Origin of the sequence: Nitrosomonas sp. Nm132, from assembly GCF_900100485.1 — a bacterium.
Lineage (GTDB): Bacteria > Pseudomonadota > Gammaproteobacteria > Burkholderiales > Nitrosomonadaceae > Nitrosomonas.
In genome coordinates, this window is record NZ_FNDH01000045.1 from 1 (window position 1) to 19,067 (window position 19,067).

General features: G+C 43.3%; 15 protein-coding genes and 1 pseudogene. 6 read left to right on the forward strand and 10 right to left on the reverse strand.

The genetic code is table 11. The annotated features are described in order from the left end of the window. The coding region (locus BLP80_RS12330; RefSeq protein ID WP_176754365.1) for a transposase at positions 1-285 on the forward strand (285 nt) is incomplete at its 5' end. 150 nt (positions 286-435) lie between these two features. On the opposite strand, the gene cysG is transcribed toward BLP80_RS12330, so the two are convergent. From cysG to BLP80_RS12360, 6 genes are all read right to left on the reverse strand, one after another. Continuing rightward, positions 436-1,839, reverse strand: a complete 1,404-nt coding sequence (gene cysG, locus BLP80_RS12335) for a siroheme synthase CysG (RefSeq protein ID WP_090543672.1) — start codon at positions 1,837-1,839, stop codon at positions 436-438. Positions 1,840-1,996: 157 nt separating this feature from the next. Continuing rightward, complete coding sequence (locus tag BLP80_RS12340; protein WP_256325087.1) at positions 1,997-2,962, reverse strand: PstS family phosphate ABC transporter substrate-binding protein; 966 nt, start codon at positions 2,960-2,962, stop codon at positions 1,997-1,999. Between the two features lie 457 nt (positions 2,963-3,419). Then, positions 3,420-4,790 carry a phosphoglucosamine mutase gene (glmM, locus tag BLP80_RS12345; RefSeq protein ID WP_090543677.1) on the reverse strand — a complete coding sequence of 457 codons (1,371 nt, stop codon included), beginning with the start codon at positions 4,788-4,790 and terminating at the stop codon, positions 3,420-3,422. 33 nt (positions 4,791-4,823) lie between these two features. Then, positions 4,824-5,609, reverse strand: a complete 786-nt coding sequence (folP, locus tag BLP80_RS12350; protein ID WP_090543679.1) for a dihydropteroate synthase — start codon at positions 5,607-5,609, stop codon at positions 4,824-4,826. A gap of 171 nt (positions 5,610-5,780) precedes the next feature. Further along, complete coding sequence (gene ftsH / locus BLP80_RS12355; protein ID WP_090543681.1) at positions 5,781-7,685, reverse strand: ATP-dependent zinc metalloprotease FtsH; 1,905 nt, start codon at positions 7,683-7,685, stop codon at positions 5,781-5,783. A 174-nt stretch (positions 7,686-7,859) separates the two neighbouring features. Further along, positions 7,860-8,480 (reverse strand): RlmE family RNA methyltransferase, encoded by a 621-nt coding sequence (locus tag BLP80_RS12360; protein ID WP_090543684.1) that lies wholly within the window; start codon positions 8,478-8,480, stop codon positions 7,860-7,862. Positions 8,481-8,517: 37 nt separating this feature from the next. Between BLP80_RS12360 and yhbY the strand changes: the two genes are divergently transcribed. Continuing rightward, positions 8,518-8,841: a ribosome assembly RNA-binding protein YhbY gene (gene yhbY / locus BLP80_RS12365; protein ID WP_090543686.1), complete on the forward strand. Its 324-nt coding sequence runs from the start codon at positions 8,518-8,520 to the stop codon at positions 8,839-8,841. 134 nt (positions 8,842-8,975) lie between these two features. On the opposite strand, the gene greA is transcribed toward yhbY, so the two are convergent. From greA to carA, 3 genes are read right to left on the reverse strand one after another with little or no spacing between them, the layout of a single operon-like run. Next, complete coding sequence (gene greA, locus BLP80_RS12370; RefSeq protein ID WP_090543688.1) at positions 8,976-9,452, reverse strand: transcription elongation factor GreA; 477 nt, start codon at positions 9,450-9,452, stop codon at positions 8,976-8,978. A 37-nt stretch (positions 9,453-9,489) separates the two neighbouring features. Further along, positions 9,490-12,699, reverse strand: coding sequence for a carbamoyl-phosphate synthase large subunit (gene carB / locus BLP80_RS12375; protein ID WP_090543690.1), 3,210 nt, complete (start codon positions 12,697-12,699; stop codon positions 9,490-9,492). A 47-nt stretch (positions 12,700-12,746) separates the two neighbouring features. After that, positions 12,747-13,904 (reverse strand): glutamine-hydrolyzing carbamoyl-phosphate synthase small subunit, encoded by a 1,158-nt coding sequence (gene carA, locus BLP80_RS12380; protein ID WP_090543700.1) that lies wholly within the window; start codon positions 13,902-13,904, stop codon positions 12,747-12,749. A 252-nt stretch (positions 13,905-14,156) separates the two neighbouring features. On the opposite strand from carA, the gene BLP80_RS12385 reads away from it, so the two are divergent. From BLP80_RS12385 to glcF, 4 genes are read left to right on the forward strand one after another with little or no spacing between them, the layout of a single operon-like run. Further along, entirely contained in the window at positions 14,157-15,059 is a 903-nt protein-coding gene (locus BLP80_RS12385) for a 2-hydroxy-3-oxopropionate reductase (RefSeq protein WP_090543692.1), read from the forward strand. Beyond that, positions 15,056-16,510, forward strand: a complete 1,455-nt coding sequence (locus BLP80_RS12390) for an FAD-linked oxidase C-terminal domain-containing protein (protein ID WP_090543694.1) — start codon at positions 15,056-15,058, stop codon at positions 16,508-16,510. Before BLP80_RS12385 ends, BLP80_RS12390 begins: the two co-directional genes overlap by 4 nt. A 54-nt stretch (positions 16,511-16,564) precedes the next feature. Then, complete coding sequence (glcE, locus tag BLP80_RS12395; protein ID WP_090543696.1) at positions 16,565-17,638, forward strand: glycolate oxidase subunit GlcE; 1,074 nt, start codon at positions 16,565-16,567, stop codon at positions 17,636-17,638. A 3-nt stretch (positions 17,639-17,641) separates the two neighbouring features. Further along, the gene (gene glcF / locus BLP80_RS12400; protein ID WP_090543698.1) at positions 17,642-18,910 is read left to right on the forward strand and encodes a glycolate oxidase subunit GlcF; all 1,269 of its coding nucleotides are present in this window, start codon (positions 17,642-17,644) and stop codon (positions 18,908-18,910) included. Between the two features lie 79 nt (positions 18,911-18,989). Here the strand turns inward: glcF and BLP80_RS15290 are convergent. After that, positions 18,990-19,067, reverse strand: a pseudogene (locus tag BLP80_RS15290) (IS5/IS1182 family transposase); the annotation flags it as partial.

The window sequence follows — 19,067 nt, forward strand, 5'->3', positions numbered from 1 at the left end:
CGTTGTTTCGAGGAAGTGCTTGGTATTGAGGAGGCAGAGGTGCTGCTGCGCCGCGTCGTATTCCACTACACCCCGAAACACGCCAGCTGGCTCAATATGGCGGAGATCGAGATCGGCATCCTTGATAAGCAGTGTCTGGAGGATCGACGCTGGCACGACCGCGACGCGCTCACTGCTGAGGCGGATGCCTGGCAACAGCGGCGTAATGCCGAGCGCCGATCGATCGAGTGGACGTTCACTCAACAGGATGCGGATCGAAAAATGCAGCAGCATTATGTTTCTTAATTAATATGTTTTGATACTAGTGGATCGTTCCAGTAAAACCATTACCGTTCGCGGTGAGCTTGTCGAATCGCTAAGCAACTGACATCGGCCCTCGACAGGCTCAGGCCGAACGGCGTTTTCTGTAACCGTTATGCTGGAACAGTCTACTAGTTACTTTCCATTCAGATCATATACAGGCTCAAACCAAGCTAGCTTCTGATGTAATTTGACTACTTCTCCCACAATAATCAGAGTTGGAGGGATCATGTTGGCACTCGAAGCAAGGGCGGGTAACGTTTCTAGCGAACCAATCACGACACGCTGCCTGTGAGTGGTCCCCTGCTGCACAATAGCTGCTGGCGTAGATGCTGGAAGACCATGTGTGATAAGTTGCTCGCACAACACCGGCAGTCCATGCAACCCCATATAAATCACGATAGTCTGTTGTGGTCTGGCTAGTGCCGACCAATCTAAGTTTATAGTATTGTTTTTGAGGTGCCCCGTAACGAAAATGCAGGATTGGGCATAATCGCGATGTGTAAGAGGAATACCTGCATAAGAAGCCACACCTGACGCTGCTGTAATACCTGGAACTACCTGGAAAGGAATATGATGCTGAGATAACGTTTCTATTTCTTCCCCGCCTCGGCCAAAAATGAAAGGATCACCGCCTTTTAGTCGAAGTACACGCTTTCCTTCTTTTGCTAGCCGTACCAATAAATGATTGATTGATTCCTGTGGCAACACATGTTTATCGCGCTCTTTACCCGCATAGATACGAGCTGCATCGCGTCTTACCATATCGAGTATGGCTGGAGATACCAAACGATCATATACGACAACATCGGCTTGCTGCATTAAGCGCATTGCGCGAAAAGTAAGTAAATCGGGGTTACCTGGGCCGGCTCCTACTAGATATACTTCTCCGCATGGCAACTCATCTGTTTCGTGCTCAAGAGAACGGAGCAAATACGCTTGCGCAGACCGGTTTTTTCCAGAAAAAACCATTTCAGTAAATGGACCTTGCAGGATTCTCTCCCAGAATAAACGACGCTTCTTGGGAGAACTGAAACGGCGCTTGACATGCTCACGAAATTTGGCTGCATAAGTGGCTAAATGACCATAAGCTTCTGGTATTAGGGTCTCAAGTCGTGCGCGTAATAACCTTGCTAATACAGGCGATGTTCCACCACTGGAAATAGCCACTAGAATAGGTGAGCGATCCAGAATGGACGGCATAATAAATGAACATAATGCGGGGTCATCAACGACATTGACTGGAATACTTAGTTGATTAGCGCTCTCAGAAACGTATTGGTTGACTGAGCGCTCATTCGTTGCAGCAATTACCAATACCACATTGTTCAGGTGTTTGGAGTCAAAGGCTTCCGCGTAATGAATAATATTGCCTAATTGGAGGTGATTGCCTAGCTCATCATTAAGAATTGGAGATACAACTCTGACTTGACCTCCGGCTTTCAGTAATAATGCTGTTTTTCTGGCAGCTACCTCACCTCCCCCGACGACCAGGCAACTACGTCCTTTAATATTAAGAAAAATTGGCAGAAAGTCCATATAGCCAGTTGATTTCTCATTTCTGTCTAATGTTTATTAAACTCGTTAGAAATACCTTAATATACTCAGAGCTCTTTGATATTTAATTCTCTCTGGTATCAAAGCCTAGCATCGATAAATTAATCGACAATATACTAAAAAATCTCTATTCCTAAACCTATAATCGCCTTTCTAGTTTCAGCAATTCATCAATTGTGAGATCCATTTTACTCTCGCCACCAAAAGCTGTACCCACTTTTCTTTCATCAAGATATTTTAAGTTGAGCTGGTAAACTTCTGCAGGCAACGGAAAGTATTTAACTTCTTTTACAAGAGCGGGCGCATTTTTCATATAAAAATTTACAAACTCACTCACTTCGGGCTTATCCGCCGCTTTAGCATTTACATAGACAAAAATCGGGCGAGATAAGGGTCGATAGCTCCCATTCTCTACTGTTTCGGCTGAGGGGATAATCCCACCTTTCCCATTATCTACTGCAACAACATTTACTTTTTTCTGATTCTCAATGTAATAAGCAAAACCAAAGAACCCAAGGCTATACTTATCAGTCGCTATTCCTTGCACAAGCACATTATCATCTTCAGATGCAGTAAAATCGCCGCGGCTCGATTTGGCTTTTCCAACAATTGCCTCAGTAAAATAATCAAATGTACCCGAATCTGCGCCAGCGCCAAATAACTTAATCCTCTTATCAGGCCAGGCTGGATTAATTTGATTCCATTTGGTTATTTTTCCCTGCGCTGATGGTTCCCATATTTTTTTTAACTCAGCAACTGTCATCGTTCTGCTCCAAGTATTACTTGGATTAACTGCTACTGTTAATGCATCAAAAGCGATTGGCATTTCGACATACTGAACGCCTGCTGCTCTGCAAGCCTCCATTTCAGAATGCTGGATTGGTCTGGAAGCGTTGACGATATCAACTTCTGCTCGACAAAATTTCTTAAACCCCCCCCCTGTTCCTGATACTCCTACAGTCACTCTAATTCCCCCCTTCTTAGCTATCTGGAAATCTTCCGCAACCGCTTCTGTGATAGGGTAAACCGTGCTAGAGCCATCAATCGTTACAATCGGCCTAGCATTAACTGGATTATTCATTGCAGCCGCTATAGTTAGAATCATAGCGAAAGGAAGTATTTTAAATAGATGTAATTTCAAAGTAAGTGGCTCCATACGTAACTATCTGTGCAAATTATTGATATCGCTTGAACGAGATTAAATTGGTAATGAATATTAATTTATAAGTATTACAGAAATGTGACAAATCACTTAAACTAAGTACATTACCAATTTGTCAACAAAATAAGCACTTAAATTTTTATCATCAAAAGGATAAATTTTATCTATTTTGTATTAGTATTTAATTACATTATTTTGTTACATACTTCTTAAGTAAAAATTTCATTTAAAACAAATAATTAATCATTAAAATAAAACGATTATTTTTGCAATCAAACATTAGTTATTAGTAGACCGTTCCAGCATAATGGTTACAGAAAACGCCGTTCGGCCTGAGCCTGTCGAGGGCCGATATCAGTTGCTTAGCGGTTTGACAAGCTCACCGCGAACGGTAATGGTTTTACTGGAACGATCCATTAGTTGCTTGCTGCACTACACCAGCAATCTGTTCTGCCCAGTAATCAACTTTCTGCTTCATCTTACCTTCAACCATTACTCGGATCAGTGGTTCCGTACCAGACGCACGAAGTAATATTCGTCCATCGCTGCCAAGATCGCTTTCCGCCTGCTGTACCGATGATTTAATCGTTACATCACTACGAAAATCAAAGCCTTTGGGAACATACACATTAATTAAACGTTGTGGATAAAGCACAATATTCTGCATAAATTCTGCCAGCGTCATGGATGTATCACGTAACGCATACAAAACTTGTAATGCTGAAATGATTCCGTCTCCTGTTGTATGCTTATCGAGACATACGATATGCCCAGAGCCTTCCCCACCCAGTTGCCAGTTATTCTTCACTAGCAACTCAAGTACGTAACGATCACCAACATTGGCTCTCTTAAAAGGAATATCAAGTTCTCCGAACGCTTTTTCAATAGCAAGATTTGTCATGAGCGTGCCTACGACGCCGCCTTTCAGAATATTCTTTTGCTGGCGATGTTTAGCTATAATATAAAGCAAAATATCACCATCATAGATGGCGCCATCTTTATCAACCATCAGTACACGATCGCCATCCCCATCAAGTGCGATGCCTAGATCGGCCTCATGCTGCTTAACTGAATCCTGTAACGTTGTGACATGCGTCGCTCCACATTCATGATTGATATTAAAGCCATCTGGTTCCGCACAAATAGTGATGACATCTGCCCCCAACTCCCGCATTACATGTCCAGCAATATGATAAGCCGCGCCATGAGCGCAATCTACCACGATGCGTAGGCCACGAAGATCTAGATCGTAAGGAAAAGTACTTTTACAAAATTCGATATAACGCCCTGTTTTATCTTTAAGACGTTGTACTTTTCCAAGTTTTGCTGATGGCATTGTTTCAATTGGATTACTTAATCCCGCCTCGATTTGGATTTCTATGGCGTCGGGTAACTTGATCCCTTCTGACGAAAAGAACTTTACGCCATTATCTTCGAACGGGTTATGTGATGCCGAAATAACGATACCAGCTTGTAATCGAAGTGCTCTGGTAAGATGAGCAACTGCAGAAGTAGGTAATGGTCCGGATAATAATACATCAACACCGGCAGCTGAAAAACCAGCTTCCAGGGAAGACTCCAGCATATAGCCCGATACCCGTGTATCTTTTCCTATCAGAACCGTTGGTCGCTCTCCTTCTGCAAGGTGCCAGTCAGAGGCAGCCAGTACTTTTCCAGCCGAATAACCAAGATGCATGATAAATTCAGGTGTAATAGGAAATTCGCCTACTCGTCCACGAATGCCGTCGGTTCCAAAGTATTTTTTATTCATTTTACGAGCTAAATCCTTAGAGCTTGAAGTTAATCATCCGCAATATTCTCTATTAATCAATGCATTATGAACCATAATAGCGTCTTTTGTTGCCTTAACATCATGTACGCGCAGAATTTTGGCACCTTTAGTAACAGCGAGCAAGGCTGCCGCTACACTGGCATAAACTCGGTTATCCACATCATTCCCAGTAATTGCTCCCAGCATGGATTTTCGCGAAAGCCCTACCAAGACGGGGACGTTCATTTCCGCAAATTGATCAAGATATCGGAACAATTCTAGATTATCTTTAAGTGTTTTACCAAAACCAAAACCAGGGTCTATGATTAGCCGATCGTATGCGATACCACTTGAGCTTGCAACATCCATGCGTTGTTGTAAGAAACTTTTGACTTCAGAAACTACGTCAACATATTGAGGGTTGTCCTGCATGCTCCTTGGTTTTCCTTTCATATGCATGAAACAGACCATCGCATTGCTTCTTGCAACGATTTCTATAGCACCCGGCGCCTGCAATGCATTAACATCATTTATGATTGAAGCGCCAGCACTTATCGCAGCTTGCATGACTTCCGGTTTAGATGTATCTACAGAAACTGGAATATTTTTCTGAGACAAAATCTCTACGACAGGTATAACACGGCGTAACTCTTCTTCAAGACCGACATTCATGCTCCCAGGTCGGGTCGACTCACCTCCAATATCTAATATGTCAGCTCCTTCTTGAATCAAGCGTTCAGCATGCTCAATTGCTTTTTCTGTTGTTATGTAGAGACCATGATCGGAGAAAGAATCAGGAGTTACATTGATGATCCCCATTATAAGTGGGTCATCACTCAGTTTTATTCGTTGCGATTGACTCACCGTAAAAAAAGAAAAATCCAGTCCTTAATAAAATTCCATATGACACACGCCATCTTGATAAAAAATGGCCTGCGCACTAATTAATAAATACGCAGACCATTCATTTAGGTAAAACCTTTATTAAATTTATACTTCAGCTTCTTGTGCAGGCGTTTCAGTTGCAATAGTCTCTGAAGATTGCTTACCTTCTTTCTCTTTAACTGAAGCTGAAGATTGCGGTGGTTGTGGGGGGCGTGGTGGCCGCCCTTCCATAATATCTTTAATTTGCTCGCTACCGATAGTTTCCCACTCAAGCAGGGCTTTGGTCATAATTTCTACTTTATCCCTGTTTTCCTCGATAAGTTTACGAGCAAGCGCATATTGTTCATCAATGATACGGCGAATTTCCATATCAACTTTTTGCATCGTCGCTTCACTTACATTCTTATGAGTAGTTACCGACCGCCCAAGAAATACTTCGCTTTCATTTTCACCATAAACCATAGGCCCGAGCGTATCAGACATACCCCATTGAGTAACCATTCTTCTAGCAGTTTCAGTAGCACGTTCGAAGTCGTTGGAAGCGCCAGTAGTCATCTGATTCATAAATATCTCTTCTGCAATACGCCCACCAAACATTACCGCAATAGTTTGCAAGATTTGCTCACGATCCATACTGTATCTATCCTCAGCTGGTAACTGCATCGTTACACCTAATGCCCGTCCACGAGGTATGATTGAAACTTTATGTACTGGATCAGTTTTCGGTAGCAGATACGCTACAACCGCATGTCCTGATTCATGATAAGCAGTATTCCGCCGTTCTTGTTCCGGCATAACAACTGATCGTCGCTCAGTTCCCATAAGTATCTTATCTTTTGCACGCTCAAAATCTTCCATATCCACCAATCGTTTATTGGCACGTGCCGCAAACAATGCTGCTTCATTAACTAAATTAGCAAGATCAGCACCTGACATACCTGGCGTTCCTCTCGCAATGATATCTGCATGAACATCTGGAGAAATGGGTACTTTTCGCATATGTACCTGAAGTATTTGTTCACGACCACGTATATCTGGAAGTGGAACTGTAACTTGCCTATCAAAGCGTCCTGGACGCAATAAGGCAGGATCAAGTACGTCAGGCCGATTAGTTGCTGCAATCACGATTACACCCATATTGCCTTCAAAACCATCCATCTCTACTAGCAATTGATTCAATGTTTGTTCACGCTCATCATTTCCACCACCCAAACCAGCGCCCCGTTGGCGACCGACAGCATCGATCTCATCAATAAAGATAATGCAAGGCGCATGCTTCTTGGCTTGTTCAAACATGTCCCTTACTCTGGATGCACCGACACCTACAAACATCTCGACAAAATCTGAACCCGAAATACTGAAGAATGGAACCTTTGCTTCTCCTGCTATAGCTCGGGCTAATAATGTTTTTCCTGTCCCTGGATTACCTACCATTAATACGCCTCTTGGGATACGCCCACCTAATTTCTGAAATTTTGTAGGATCCCTCAGAAACTCAACTAACTCTGCTACTTCTTCTTTCGCTTCTTCGCAACCGGCAACATCCGCAAATGTCACGTGATTACTATTTTTATCCAACATCCTGGCTTTACTTTTACCAAATGAAAATGCCCCGCCACTTCTTCCACCACCTTGCATTTGGCGCATAAAGAAAATCCATACTGCGATCAGCAGCAACATAGGGAACCAAGATACGAATATACTCATTAGCACAGAGGGCTCTTCTTCTGGTCTGGCTTCGACGATTACTCCCGCTCTGAGTAGATCACTGACTAGCCAAGGATCTGATGGTGCATAAGCTATAAATTGCCGACCATCGGACTTAGTGCCTTTAAGGGTGCGCCCATCAATAACCACTTTCGCAATCCTGCCTTGATTCATTTCGTTGATGAATTGCGAGTATTCCATCGGCGCTTGTAATGATTGACGTACAGTAAACTGGTTGAATACCGTCATTAGCACCAACGCAATCACCAGCCAAATAGCCATATTTTTAATTAAATTATTCATGATAGCTCCTTGGTTTGCACCTTAATGTACCTAATGTACCAAAAAGTCGAATTTCTCATTCTAATCCTATTTTGTAATATTTGTGACAAAACCGGTTATTTGAAAATATCTGGATAAAACAAAACTTAATATTCGCTATTTTATTTATTAACACAACAAAAACGTCTATTCAGTCTAACAGATTTTCCCTAAACCCAATAAATATAGTTCGCTACTCCGATCTCGCGATGCTTTAGGTTTACGAATAATTACCTTTTTAAAGCTTACTCGCATATCCTTCAGATATTGATCGAAATTACCTCCTTGAAAGAATTTGACAAGGAAGTTCCCACCGGGGTTCAATTGCTCCCTGGAAAACATCAATGCCAGCTCAGCAAGATAAGTGCTACGCGCATGATCACTGACACCAATGCCAGCTATATTTGGCGACATATCTGAAATTATCAGATCTATTGGGTATTTTCCAAGACTATTTTTAAGCTTATTCAGAACGGCTTCTTCGCTGAAATCGCCCTGAATAAAAGTAACACCTGATAATGGAGACATCTCAAGCAAATCCAATGCGAAAACTCTTCCATGTTCTCCCACCTTTTCAACCGCTACTTGTGACCAACCACCAGGTGCAGCACCCAAATCTATAATTGTCATTCCCGGTCTAAAGAGTCGATCACGTTCAGCAATTTCTTTTAATTTAAAAGCGGCGCGCGAACGATAACCTTCTTTTTTAGCCTGTTTGACAAAAAAATCATTAACATGTTCTGTCATCCATGCTTTGCTAGTTTTAGCAGACTTCATCAAGTAGTAGAATATGGTTTTATGAAGAGTTTATTTTATGTTGAAACTTAGTACTTCCCAACGCCGGTCGCTTGCTGCGCGAGCCCATCACATTAATCCAATCGTGATCATCGGTAAAGATGGTTTATCTGTAGGCGTAATGAGCGAACTTGATAAAGGGCTCTCGAGTCACGAACTCATCAAAATTAAAATATTAAATGGAGATAGGAAAATGAGAACCTTATTGCTTGAACAAGTCTGCCAGCAATTAAATGCCTTGCCCATCAATCATATCGGTAGAATTCTAGTCATTTATCGCCCAGAAACGGAAGAAAAAAGATCAACTACTGAGGCTTCTCATATGGTCAAGAAGAAACCCTAACCACCTAGTGGATCGTTCCAGTAAAACCATTACCGTTCGTGGTGAGCTTGTCAAACCGCTAAGCAACTGACATCGGCCCTCGACAGGCTCAGGCCGAACGGTGTTTTCTGTAACCGTTATGCTGGAACGGTCTACTAGATATATTTAACATCCAGAATTTCATATTCTCTGATACCTACCGGTGCTTCCACTACTGCTATATCACCAGCATACTTGCCGATCAAGGCCCGGGAAATTGGAGAACTGATAGAAATTTTTCCTTCCTTAATATCAGCTTCATCATCTCCTACAATTTGATAGGTTACTATCGCATCACTGCTCATATCCTTAAGATCGATCGTAGCACCAAAAACACAAGCACCATCTGCATTTAGCAGTGCAGGATTGATGATCTGGGCATTCGAGAGCTTATTCTCCAGTTCAGCAATACGTCCCTCGATGAATCCTTGCTTTTCTTTTGCCGCTTCATATTCAGCATTCTCAGAAAGATCACCATGCGCACGTGCTTCTGCAATAGCGGCAATAACCGCAGGACGCTGTACGGTCTTCATTTCATGTAATTCTGCACGCAGCTTCTCTGCACCTGCCACAGTTAATGGAATTGAACTCATAATACTTTTCCACCTTTCTTTATATGTTCTGTATTGCTCATTTGAAATTCATTCTCTTTAGTTCTTGTAAGTTATAGGCTTGCAACTCTCGCATATTAGCTATGCCCATATGCGCCGCACGGGCTCCAGCCATGGTTGTGTAATACGTAACTCTCCCTTGTAACGCTGCATGGCGAATCGAATATGAATCCTGAATTGCACTACGTTTATCGGAGACTGTATTAATAATCAGACAAATTTCTCCATTCTTGATCATATCAACGATATGCGGACGACCTTCTGCAACCTTATTTATTTTATTAACCACTAAACCAGCCTCAGTCATCGCTTCCGCAGTACCATGGGTAGCATAAATAGTGAAGCCTAGCTTAGCAAATTTTTGAGCAATACTCACTGCTTCTGGTTTATCACTTCTTCGCACGCTGATAAAAATTTTGCCCGTCATGGGTAGCCGAACACCGGTGGCAAGTTGCGACTTAACGAACGCCTCTGCAAAAGTAGAACCCACTCCCATGACCTCACCTGTAGATTTCATTTCAGGTCCTAATATGGTATCTACGCCAGGAAGCTTGGCAAAAGGGAAAACAGCTTCTTTCACCGAATAATAAGGCGGCTGAATTTCTTTTATAATACCTTGATCCACTAGCTTCTTGCCAACCATACAACGTACCGCAATTTTTGCTAGTTGAAGGCCTGTTGCTTTGGAAACAAAAGGAACCGTACGGGACGCCCTAGGGTTAACTTCTAACACATAAACGGTGTCATTCTGGATAGCAAACTGCACATTCATTAACCCTTTTACGTTGAGAGCACGTGCCATTTTCTCGGTTTGCCGACGCAATTCATCTTGCATGATCGAAGAGAGATTAAAGGGAGGCAGCGAACAAGCAGAATCTCCAGAATGAACGCCTGCTTGCTCAATATGCTCCATTATCCCGCCAATTAAAACAGTTTCTCCATCAAATATCGCATCGACATCTACTTCGGTCGCATTATTGAGAAAATGATCCAGCAGAACCGGTGAATCATTGGATACTTTAACTGCCTCACGCATGTAGCGCTCAAGATCTCGTTGCTCATGAACTATTTCCATAGCGCGGCCACCCAGCACATAACTGGGACGAACTACTAAAGGATAACCAATTTCATTGGCTGCTGACAAAGCAGCCTCGGCACTGCGTACCGTTCGATTAGGTGGCTGTTTTAAGCCTAACTGGTGAAGCATCTCTTGAAAACGCTCGCGATCTTCAGCACAATCGATCATATCTGGACTGGTACCAATAATGGGAACACCATTAGCTTCAAGTTCGCGCGCAAGCTTAAGGGGCGTTTGACCACCATATTGCACAATAACACCCACTGGTTTTTCTATCGCAACAATTTCAAGCACATCTTCTAACGTAAGTGACTCAAAATACAATCGATCGGAAATATCATAATCGGTCGATACCGTTTCTGGATTGCAATTGATCATGATAGTTTCATACCCCTCCTCACGCAATGCAAGAGATGCATGAACACAACAATAGTCAAATTCAATTCCTTGGCCAATTCGATTAGGCCCACCACCCAGCACAATGATTTTCTTTCTGTCACTGGGATATGCCTCGCATTCTTCCTCGTAAGTGGAATATAGATAAGTCGTATAAGTAGCAAATTCTGCAGCACAAGTATCGACATGTTTGTAGACGGGACGCAAATCTTCTTGATGCCGGCGTGTACGCACTGCTGCCTCACTTGTGTTAAGTAACTTAGCCAATCTCCGGTCAGAAAACCCACACCGTTTCAATTTACGCAATGCGAATAAGTCGAGTGAATCCAGGGTCTTGCCTACGAGTGATTGTTCTTGATTTATCAAATCCTCAATTTGCGATAGAAACCAAGGATCAATATGCGTGAGATTATGAATCTCATCAAATGGAATATTGCAACGAAATGCATCAGCGATATACCAAATGCGTTCAGAACCGGGATGACCCAGTTCAGTTTCAATGGTTTCGATATCGGTGGTTTTTTCATCTAAGCCATCCACTCCGGTTTCCAGTCCTCGCAATGCTTTTTGTAGTGATTCCTGGAAAGTACGGCCAATAGCCATCACCTCCCCTACCGATTTCATCTGGGTTGTTAGACGATCATTAGCTTGAGGAAATTTTTCAAAAGCGAAGCGTGGAACCTTGGTTACCACATAATCAATAGTTGGCTCAAATGAGGCAGGCGTCATCCCCCCTGTAATATCGTTGCCAAGTTCATTGAGCGTATATCCTACTGCCAGTTTGGCAGCAATTTTAGCGATAGGAAATCCTGTTGCTTTGGATGCCAACGCTGAGGACCGTGATACGCGCGGGTTCATTTCGATAACCAACATACGCCCATCTTGCGGATTGATAGCAAATTGCACATTGGAGCCGCCCGTCTCTACACCAATTTCACGTAGCACCGCAATGGATGCGTCACGCATGCGCTGATACTCTTTATCAGTCAGCGTCTGGGCTGGCGCAACCGTAATCGAGTCACCGGTATGGATACCCATTGGATCAAAATTTTCGATAGAGCATATAATGATGCAGTTATCTTGCTTATCACGCACCACCTCCATTTCAAATTCTTTCCAACCAATGACTGACTCTTCGATAAGGAGCTCCTTAGTGGGGGAGATATCTAATCCACGCTCGCAAATTTCAACGAATTCTTCACGATTATATGCAATGCCACCACCGCTGCCACCCAGTGTGAACGATGGACGAATAATAGCAGGATAGCCAATCATGGCTTGCACTTGCAATGCTTCTTCCAGGCTATGCGCGACTGCTGAACGGGCTGAATTTAGCCCGATTCGCAACATAGCCTTTTTAAATTTTTCCCGGTCTTCTGCCTTATCAATGGCTTCACGGGACGCACCAATGAGTTCCACGCCATATTTCTCGAGAACACCATGTTTAACCAGATCAAGCGCGCAATTCAAGGCTGTTTGCCCACCCATCGTTGGCAATAGTGCATCGGGACGTTCAATTTCAATAATCTTCTCGACCATCGCCCAGGTAATGGGTTCGATATAAGTCGCATCGGCTATTTCTGGATCAGTCATAATAGTCGCGGGATTAGAGTTAATCAGAACAACACGATAACCTTCTTCACGCAGGGCTTTGCATGCCTGCACACCAGAATAATCAAATTCGCAGGCCTGACCAATGACAATGGGCCCGGCTCCGATAATGAGAATGGATTTCAAGTCAGTACGTTTAGGCATATTCCTCTAACCAAGCAATCTATAAAACAGGATATTTATACAAGCTACTATGATTCAAATTGGCTTCTTTTACGCTGATTCATCTGATAGATAAAACGATCGAAAAGATAATCCACATCATGTGGCCCAGGGCTCGCCTCCGGGTGGCCTTGAAAAGTGAAGGCTGGACTCTCGGTTAGCTCAAAACCTTGCAGGCTATTATCAAATAGCGATAGATGGGTAACACGTGCGTGGGATGGAAGTGTATCAATGTCTACAGCGAATCCATGGTTTTGACTAGTGATGATAACTCGACCGCTATCCAGATCTTGGACAGGATGATTTGCACCATGGTGACCAAACTTCATTTTGGTTGTTTTAGCGCCACTTGCGAGCGCGAGTATTTGGTGCCCCAGACAAATACCAAAAATTGGTATCTTTTCCTTCAATAGTCTCTGGGTTGTAGTAATTGCGTAATCACAAGGCTCTGGATCACCAGGTCCATTTGATAGGAATACACCATTGGGTCGAGATGCTAGAATCTCATTAGCTGGCGTTTGTGCAGGATAAACCGTCACCTTGCAATGACGATGCACAAGTTTTCGCAAGATGGTACGTTTAATTCCAAAATCAATGGCAGCGACATCAAAGTGATTTATTTTTTGGACTTGATGCCCACGCCCTAACTCCCATTCACCTTCATTCCATTCATAAGCCTGATTGCAGCTAACCTCCTTCGCAAGGTCCATACCATCCAAGCCTGGAAATGCTCTAGCTTCCTGCAATGCTTTGGATTCATCGATCTTCCCAGTCATAATACAGCCTGCTTGAGCCCCTTTCTCTCTTAAAATACGTGTGAGCTTACGGGTATCAATCTCAGCAATCGCAACAACATTCTGCTTCTTGAGAAAGGCAGATAGCGATTCAGTTTTTCGCCAACTACTAGAAATGGCAGATAAATCACGTACTACTAAACCAGCAGCATAAACTTTGTCTATATTTGATGACTCTACATCTTCTAAATTAGTCCCAGTATTACCAATATGAGGGTAAGTAAGCGTGATGATTTGACGACAATATGAGGGATCAGTAAGAATTTCTTGATAACCTGTCATGGCTGTATTAAAAGCAACCTCACCAGTAGTTACCCCCTCAACACCGATAGAAACTCCGTGAAAAACGGTGCCATCTTCTAAAACGAGAATGGCACGTGGATGTTGTGACACAAAAGGCTCCTTGTGGATCTGACCAGACATAAAAACGTAGACCTGCAGTGTCCGCGTTCAAAATTTCTCTTGATTATACGTGAGAAACATTGAGTTTTCTATGAGCAACAAGCGTACTGCTAAGTACATAATGAGTATTATAGCAATATCAACAAAACACTTTTTTAGTTATTATCAGACAGCTAAATCGGGTACGATCAGACTAATTCTTTGCTGCAAGAAAGAAAAATAATATGCTTAAGAGGAGAATGAGTGATAAATATTGGCTTTATTGGTTTAGGTATCATGGGAAAACCCATGGCAGGACATCTTATTCGAGGTGGGTATCAATTATTTCTGCACTCTCGTAGCGGTGTTCCTGAAGAACTTATTAAACAAGGCGGCAAAGCTTGTTCTTCACCTAGAGAAGTCGCTCAACATGCAGAAATTATTTTTCTGATGCTACCTGATGCACCTGATGTTGAAAAAGTTTTATTTGGTGACAATGGAGTTGTTGATGGCTTGGATGTGAATCCTGCAAAAAAAACCATCGTAGATATGAGCTCTATCTCCCCTATCGAAACCAAGAAATTTGCGATTAGAATCAGTCAGCTTGGTCACGATTATGCGGACGCTCCCGTTTCGGGAGGCGATGTGGGTGCGAAGAATGCCGCGCTAACAATCATGGTAGGGGCCACCATAAGTGTGTTTGAAAAAATAAAGCCCCTGCTTAGCTTAATGGGGCAAACGATTACCTTAATAGGCGCTAACGGCGCGGGTCAAATTTGCAAGACTGCCAACCAGATTGTAGTTGCGCTTACGATAGAAGCAGTTGGTGAGGCACTCCTATTTGCATCCAAGGCAGGTGCTGATCCCGCAAAAGTACGACAAGCTTTGATGGGGGGCTTTGCCTCATCACGTGTGCTCGAAGTTCATGGAAATCGTATGATCAAACGTTTGTTTGACCCCGGGTTCCGAGTTGAATTACAGCAGAAAGATCTCAACATCGCCCTTTCATGCGCATCTGACCTAGGAATAAGTTTACCCAATACAGCCGCAACCCAATCACTCTACAATGCGTGCATTGCTCATGGAGGTGTTACATGGGATAACTCTGCAATTGTACGTATACTTGAAAAATTGGCCAATTACGAAATAACTGATATTAACGCATGACTCACCTTGAATTAGTTAGCAGCCTGCTTACATTTCTTCCTCGCGAAGCTGTTTTATATGAAACGGAGGATTTAAAACCGTACGAATGTGATGGTTTATCTGCCTATCGACAAACGCCGATGATTGTGGTGTTACCGCAAGCGGAAGAAGAAGTGGTCAAGATTTTGCAAATTTGCCATACTACAAAAACTCCAGTAGTCGCGCGTGGCGCAGGAACAGGTTTATCGGGTGGCGCGTTACCTCATACCGAAGGCATTTTGCTATCGCTTGCTAAATTGAAGCGTATCTTGGAAATCGATCCCGTAGCACGTATAGCCCGAGTACAACCAGGGGTAAGAAATTTGGCGATCAGCGAAGCAGCCGCGCCATACGGCTTGTATTATGCCCCCGACCCCTCATCACAAATAGCATGTACGATTGGTGGTAATGTCGCCGAAAATTCTGGTGGCGTGCATTGCCTGAAATATGGATTGACCATACATAATATTCTAAAGCTACGAGTATTAACTGTAGAAGGGCAAGCAATCGAGATTGGCAGTAGTGCGCTCGATAGTCCAGGTTATGATCTGCTGGCTTTGATGACAGGGAGTGAGGGAATGCTGGGTATCGTTACTGAGATCACAGTTAAGCTCATACCCAAACCTGAGAAGGCGCAATTAGTGATGGCAGCATTTGATGATATTCAAAAAGCTGCGGACGCTGTAGCCAGTGTCATCAGCGCCGGAATTATTCCGGCTGGTATGGAAATGATGGATAAAATCACCATCCATGCTGTGGAAGATTTTTTGCATGCCGGTTACGATTTAGAGGCCGCTGCCATTTTATTGTGCGAAGCTGATGGCATGGCAGAAGAGGTCGCGGATGAAATTCAAAAAATCAGCACGATCATGCAGGAAAGTGGCGCAGTCAAGATCAGCGTTTCGCATGATGAAACAGAGCGGCTGCGTTTCTGGGCAGGTCGCAAAGCAGCTTTCCCGGCTGCCGGCAGAGTGTCTCCCGATTACTACTGCATGGATGGCACGATTCCACGTAAGCATCTAGCTCAGGTATTACATGGTATTGAAATCCTTTCTGCTGAATATGGGTTGCGCTGTATGAATGTTTTTCACGCAGGCGATGGTAATTTACATCCCTTAATACTTTACAATGCCAATCAGCCAGGAGAATTAGAAAAAACAGAAGCTTTTGGAGCCAGAATACTGGAAATGTGCATCAAAGCAGGTGGAACAATTACCGGAGAACATGGTGTTGGAATAGAAAAGCTAGATCAAATGTGTCTTCAATTCAAATCCACAGAACGAAATCTATTTCATGCGATCAAAGCAGCCTTTGATTCAGATGGATTACTAAACCCCGGAAAAGCTATACCAGCACTGCATCGCTGTGCAGAATTAGGTGCTATGCATGTACATCGCGGAGAAGATAAGTTTCCGACAATACCAAGATTCTGATTGAGTTATACGCTTAGGAAAAATCCATCCAAACCATACTATCTTTTCTACCTTATGCTAAATACGGTTGAACACTTTATTCATGTTATCGGCGCTGCGGCGAGAAATAAAAAACCACTATCTATTCGCGGCGGCAACAGCAAACATTTCTATGGCGGTCGGTTGACCGAACAAATGTGTGATACTCTTAATGTAGCAACTTATTCCGGACTCGTAAATTACGAACCGAGTGAACTGGTAGTAACCGCACGAGCGGGGACGCGTTTAACTGACCTTGAAACGATATTATCCGAGCATCATCAAATGTTGGCTTTTGAGCCTCCTCATTTCGGTGAAAACGCAACATTGGGTGGCTGTATCGCTACCGGCTTATCTGGACCACGCAGAGCATACACCGGAGCAGTACGTGATTTTGTATTGGGCGTGCGTATACTTGATGGCAGAGGAGATGACTTACATTTTGGCGGCCAGGTGATGAAAAATGTTGCTGGCTATGATGTTTCGCGTCTCATGACAGGCGCAATGGGAACTTTAGGGGTCTTGTTAGAGGTTTCACTCAAGGTATTGCCTACGCCACCGATGGAAATAAGCCTATGCATGCCGATGAAAGAATCCGAAGCGATTAACAAGATGCATCAATGGGCGAGCAAGCCATTACCTATTTCCGCCACCTGTTTTTATGATGGAAATCTTTTTGTAAGGCTCTCTGGTGCCGAAGCTGCCGTACATGCCGCCCGCATTAAAATTGGCGGAGAAGAAATTAATCAAGGAGAGTTGTTCTGGCAACGCATTCGTGAACATACTCACACATTCTTCAGCTCGGGAACGAGATTGTGGCGTTTATCGATTAAATCATCTACCCCACCGTTGCTGCTGCCAGGCCAACAATTGATAGAATGGGGTGGTGCATTACGCTGGCTAGCGACTGATGAAAACTTAAATGAAAAAAGAGTTCGATCGCAGGCGGAAGCTGCAGGCGGTCATGCCACATTATTCTATGGCGACAAATTATCGCTTCAGGCTTTTCATCCCCTGACAACTCACATGATGGCGCTCCATCAACGCTTAAAACAAAAATTTGATCCAGCTGGGATATTCAATCCTGGCCGAATGTATCCAGAGTACTGACAAATGCAAACCAAGCTTGCTGATTTTATTAAAAATACCCCGGAAGGCCAGGAAGCCGACGCTATATTAAGATCCTGTGTACATTGCGGCTTTTGCCTGGCCACCTGCCCCACTTACCAATTATTGGGAGATGAACTTGATAGCCCGCGGGGTCGTATTTACTTGATGAAGCAAGTACTGGAAGGGTATCCGGTCACCCAGAAAACACAACATCATCTTGACCAGTGCCTTACTTGCCGCGCATGTGAAACAACCTGTCCATCTGGCGTACGCTATGGTCGGTTACTCGATATTGGCCGAAGTGTTATTCACAAAAATGTAAAACGTGGTATCCGCGAGAGTGGAATACGTTATCTGTTAAACAAAACTCTCCCTCATCGCTACTTATTTAAATCATTATTCAAGATGGGTCAATTTTGTCGCCCTCTATTGCCGGCCAAACTAAAAAAATTAGTTCCCTCCCGAATTCAAAGCATCAGGGAGTGGCCAGTAAAGAAACATCGACGAGCTATGCTCATACTCGACGGATGCGTACAACCGGAACTTTCACCTAATATCAATATCGCTACTGCATATGTTCTGGATAAGCTTGGAATTTCGCTGATTAAAGCAGAAAAAGCTGGCTGTTGCGGTGCACTCTCTTACCATCTTGATGCGCAGCAAGATGGAATGAATTATATGCGCCGCAATATCGATGCTTGGTGGTCATTTATTGATAATGACAAAAAGGATGCACAACCAATAGAAGCCATTGCGATCACGGCGAGTGGTTGTGGCGTCACCGTCAAGGAATATGGATATTTGTTGCGCCATGACCCAGTTTATGCAGAAAAGGCTGCACAAATCTCAGCTTTAACTAAAGATATCAGTGAGATCTTGGCTGCAGAAACAGACAACCTAATTGCTCATCTTGAAAAATCAGGATCACGTCATAAAATGAAACTTGCGTTTCATTCTCCTTGCACACTCCAACATGGCATGCAGATTCGTGGTGTCATTGAAAAAATACTAGGTATTGCAGGCTTTACCCTCTGCTCTGTTAAAGATGCCCATCTTTGCTGTGGCTCTGCTGGTACTTACTCTATCCTTCAGCCAAAATTATCTCAACAACTGCTCAAAGAAAAAATAATGAATCTCTCCGTTGAAAAACCAGATCAACTCATTACGGCTAACATCGGTTGTTTAATGCATCTGAAAAGCGGCACTTCACTACCTGTCAGGCACTGGATAGAGATTTTGGATGAAATACTAAGTAATAATTCTCCCAAGTAAAGTTTGAAGTCACTACCACGGCAATATTACGATATGCCCAACTTATTACCATGAGATTAGCTTAGGGTCTGTTGACATTTCACATAGGTAGCCACAGGTATCCACACGCGATAGCTACCATACTTTCGTAATTTCTCTTGAGTTTGTCGTATCGTGT

Excerpts from the sequence above, each read along its gene's own strand:
- BLP80_RS12340 (WP_256325087.1), bottom strand. The coding sequence starts at position 2,962 with ATGATTCTAACTATAGCGGCTGCAATGAATAATCCAGTTAATGCTAGG.
- glcE (WP_090543696.1), top strand. The coding sequence starts at position 16,565 with ATGCTAAATACGGTTGAACACTTTATTCATGTTATCGGCGCTGCGGCG.
- folP (WP_090543679.1), bottom strand. The coding sequence starts at position 5,609 with ATGGGGATCATCAATGTAACTCCTGATTCTTTCTCCGATCATGGTCTC.
- carB (WP_090543690.1), bottom strand. The coding sequence starts at position 12,699 with ATGCCTAAACGTACTGACTTGAAATCCATTCTCATTATCGGAGCCGGG.
- glmM (WP_090543677.1), bottom strand. The coding sequence starts at position 4,790 with ATGAATAAAAAATACTTTGGAACCGACGGCATTCGTGGACGAGTAGGC.
- cysG (WP_090543672.1), bottom strand. The coding sequence starts at position 1,839 with ATGGACTTTCTGCCAATTTTTCTTAATATTAAAGGACGTAGTTGCCTG.
- greA (WP_090543688.1), bottom strand. The coding sequence starts at position 9,452 with ATGAGTTCAATTCCATTAACTGTGGCAGGTGCAGAGAAGCTGCGTGCA.
- yhbY (WP_090543686.1), top strand. The coding sequence starts at position 8,518 with ATGTTGAAACTTAGTACTTCCCAACGCCGGTCGCTTGCTGCGCGAGCC.
- ftsH (WP_090543681.1), bottom strand. The coding sequence starts at position 7,685 with ATGAATAATTTAATTAAAAATATGGCTATTTGGCTGGTGATTGCGTTG.
- BLP80_RS12390 (WP_090543694.1), top strand. The coding sequence starts at position 15,056 with ATGACTCACCTTGAATTAGTTAGCAGCCTGCTTACATTTCTTCCTCGC.
- BLP80_RS12360 (WP_090543684.1), bottom strand. The coding sequence starts at position 8,480 with ATGAAGTCTGCTAAAACTAGCAAAGCATGGATGACAGAACATGTTAAT.
- glcF (WP_090543698.1), top strand. The coding sequence starts at position 17,642 with ATGCAAACCAAGCTTGCTGATTTTATTAAAAATACCCCGGAAGGCCAG.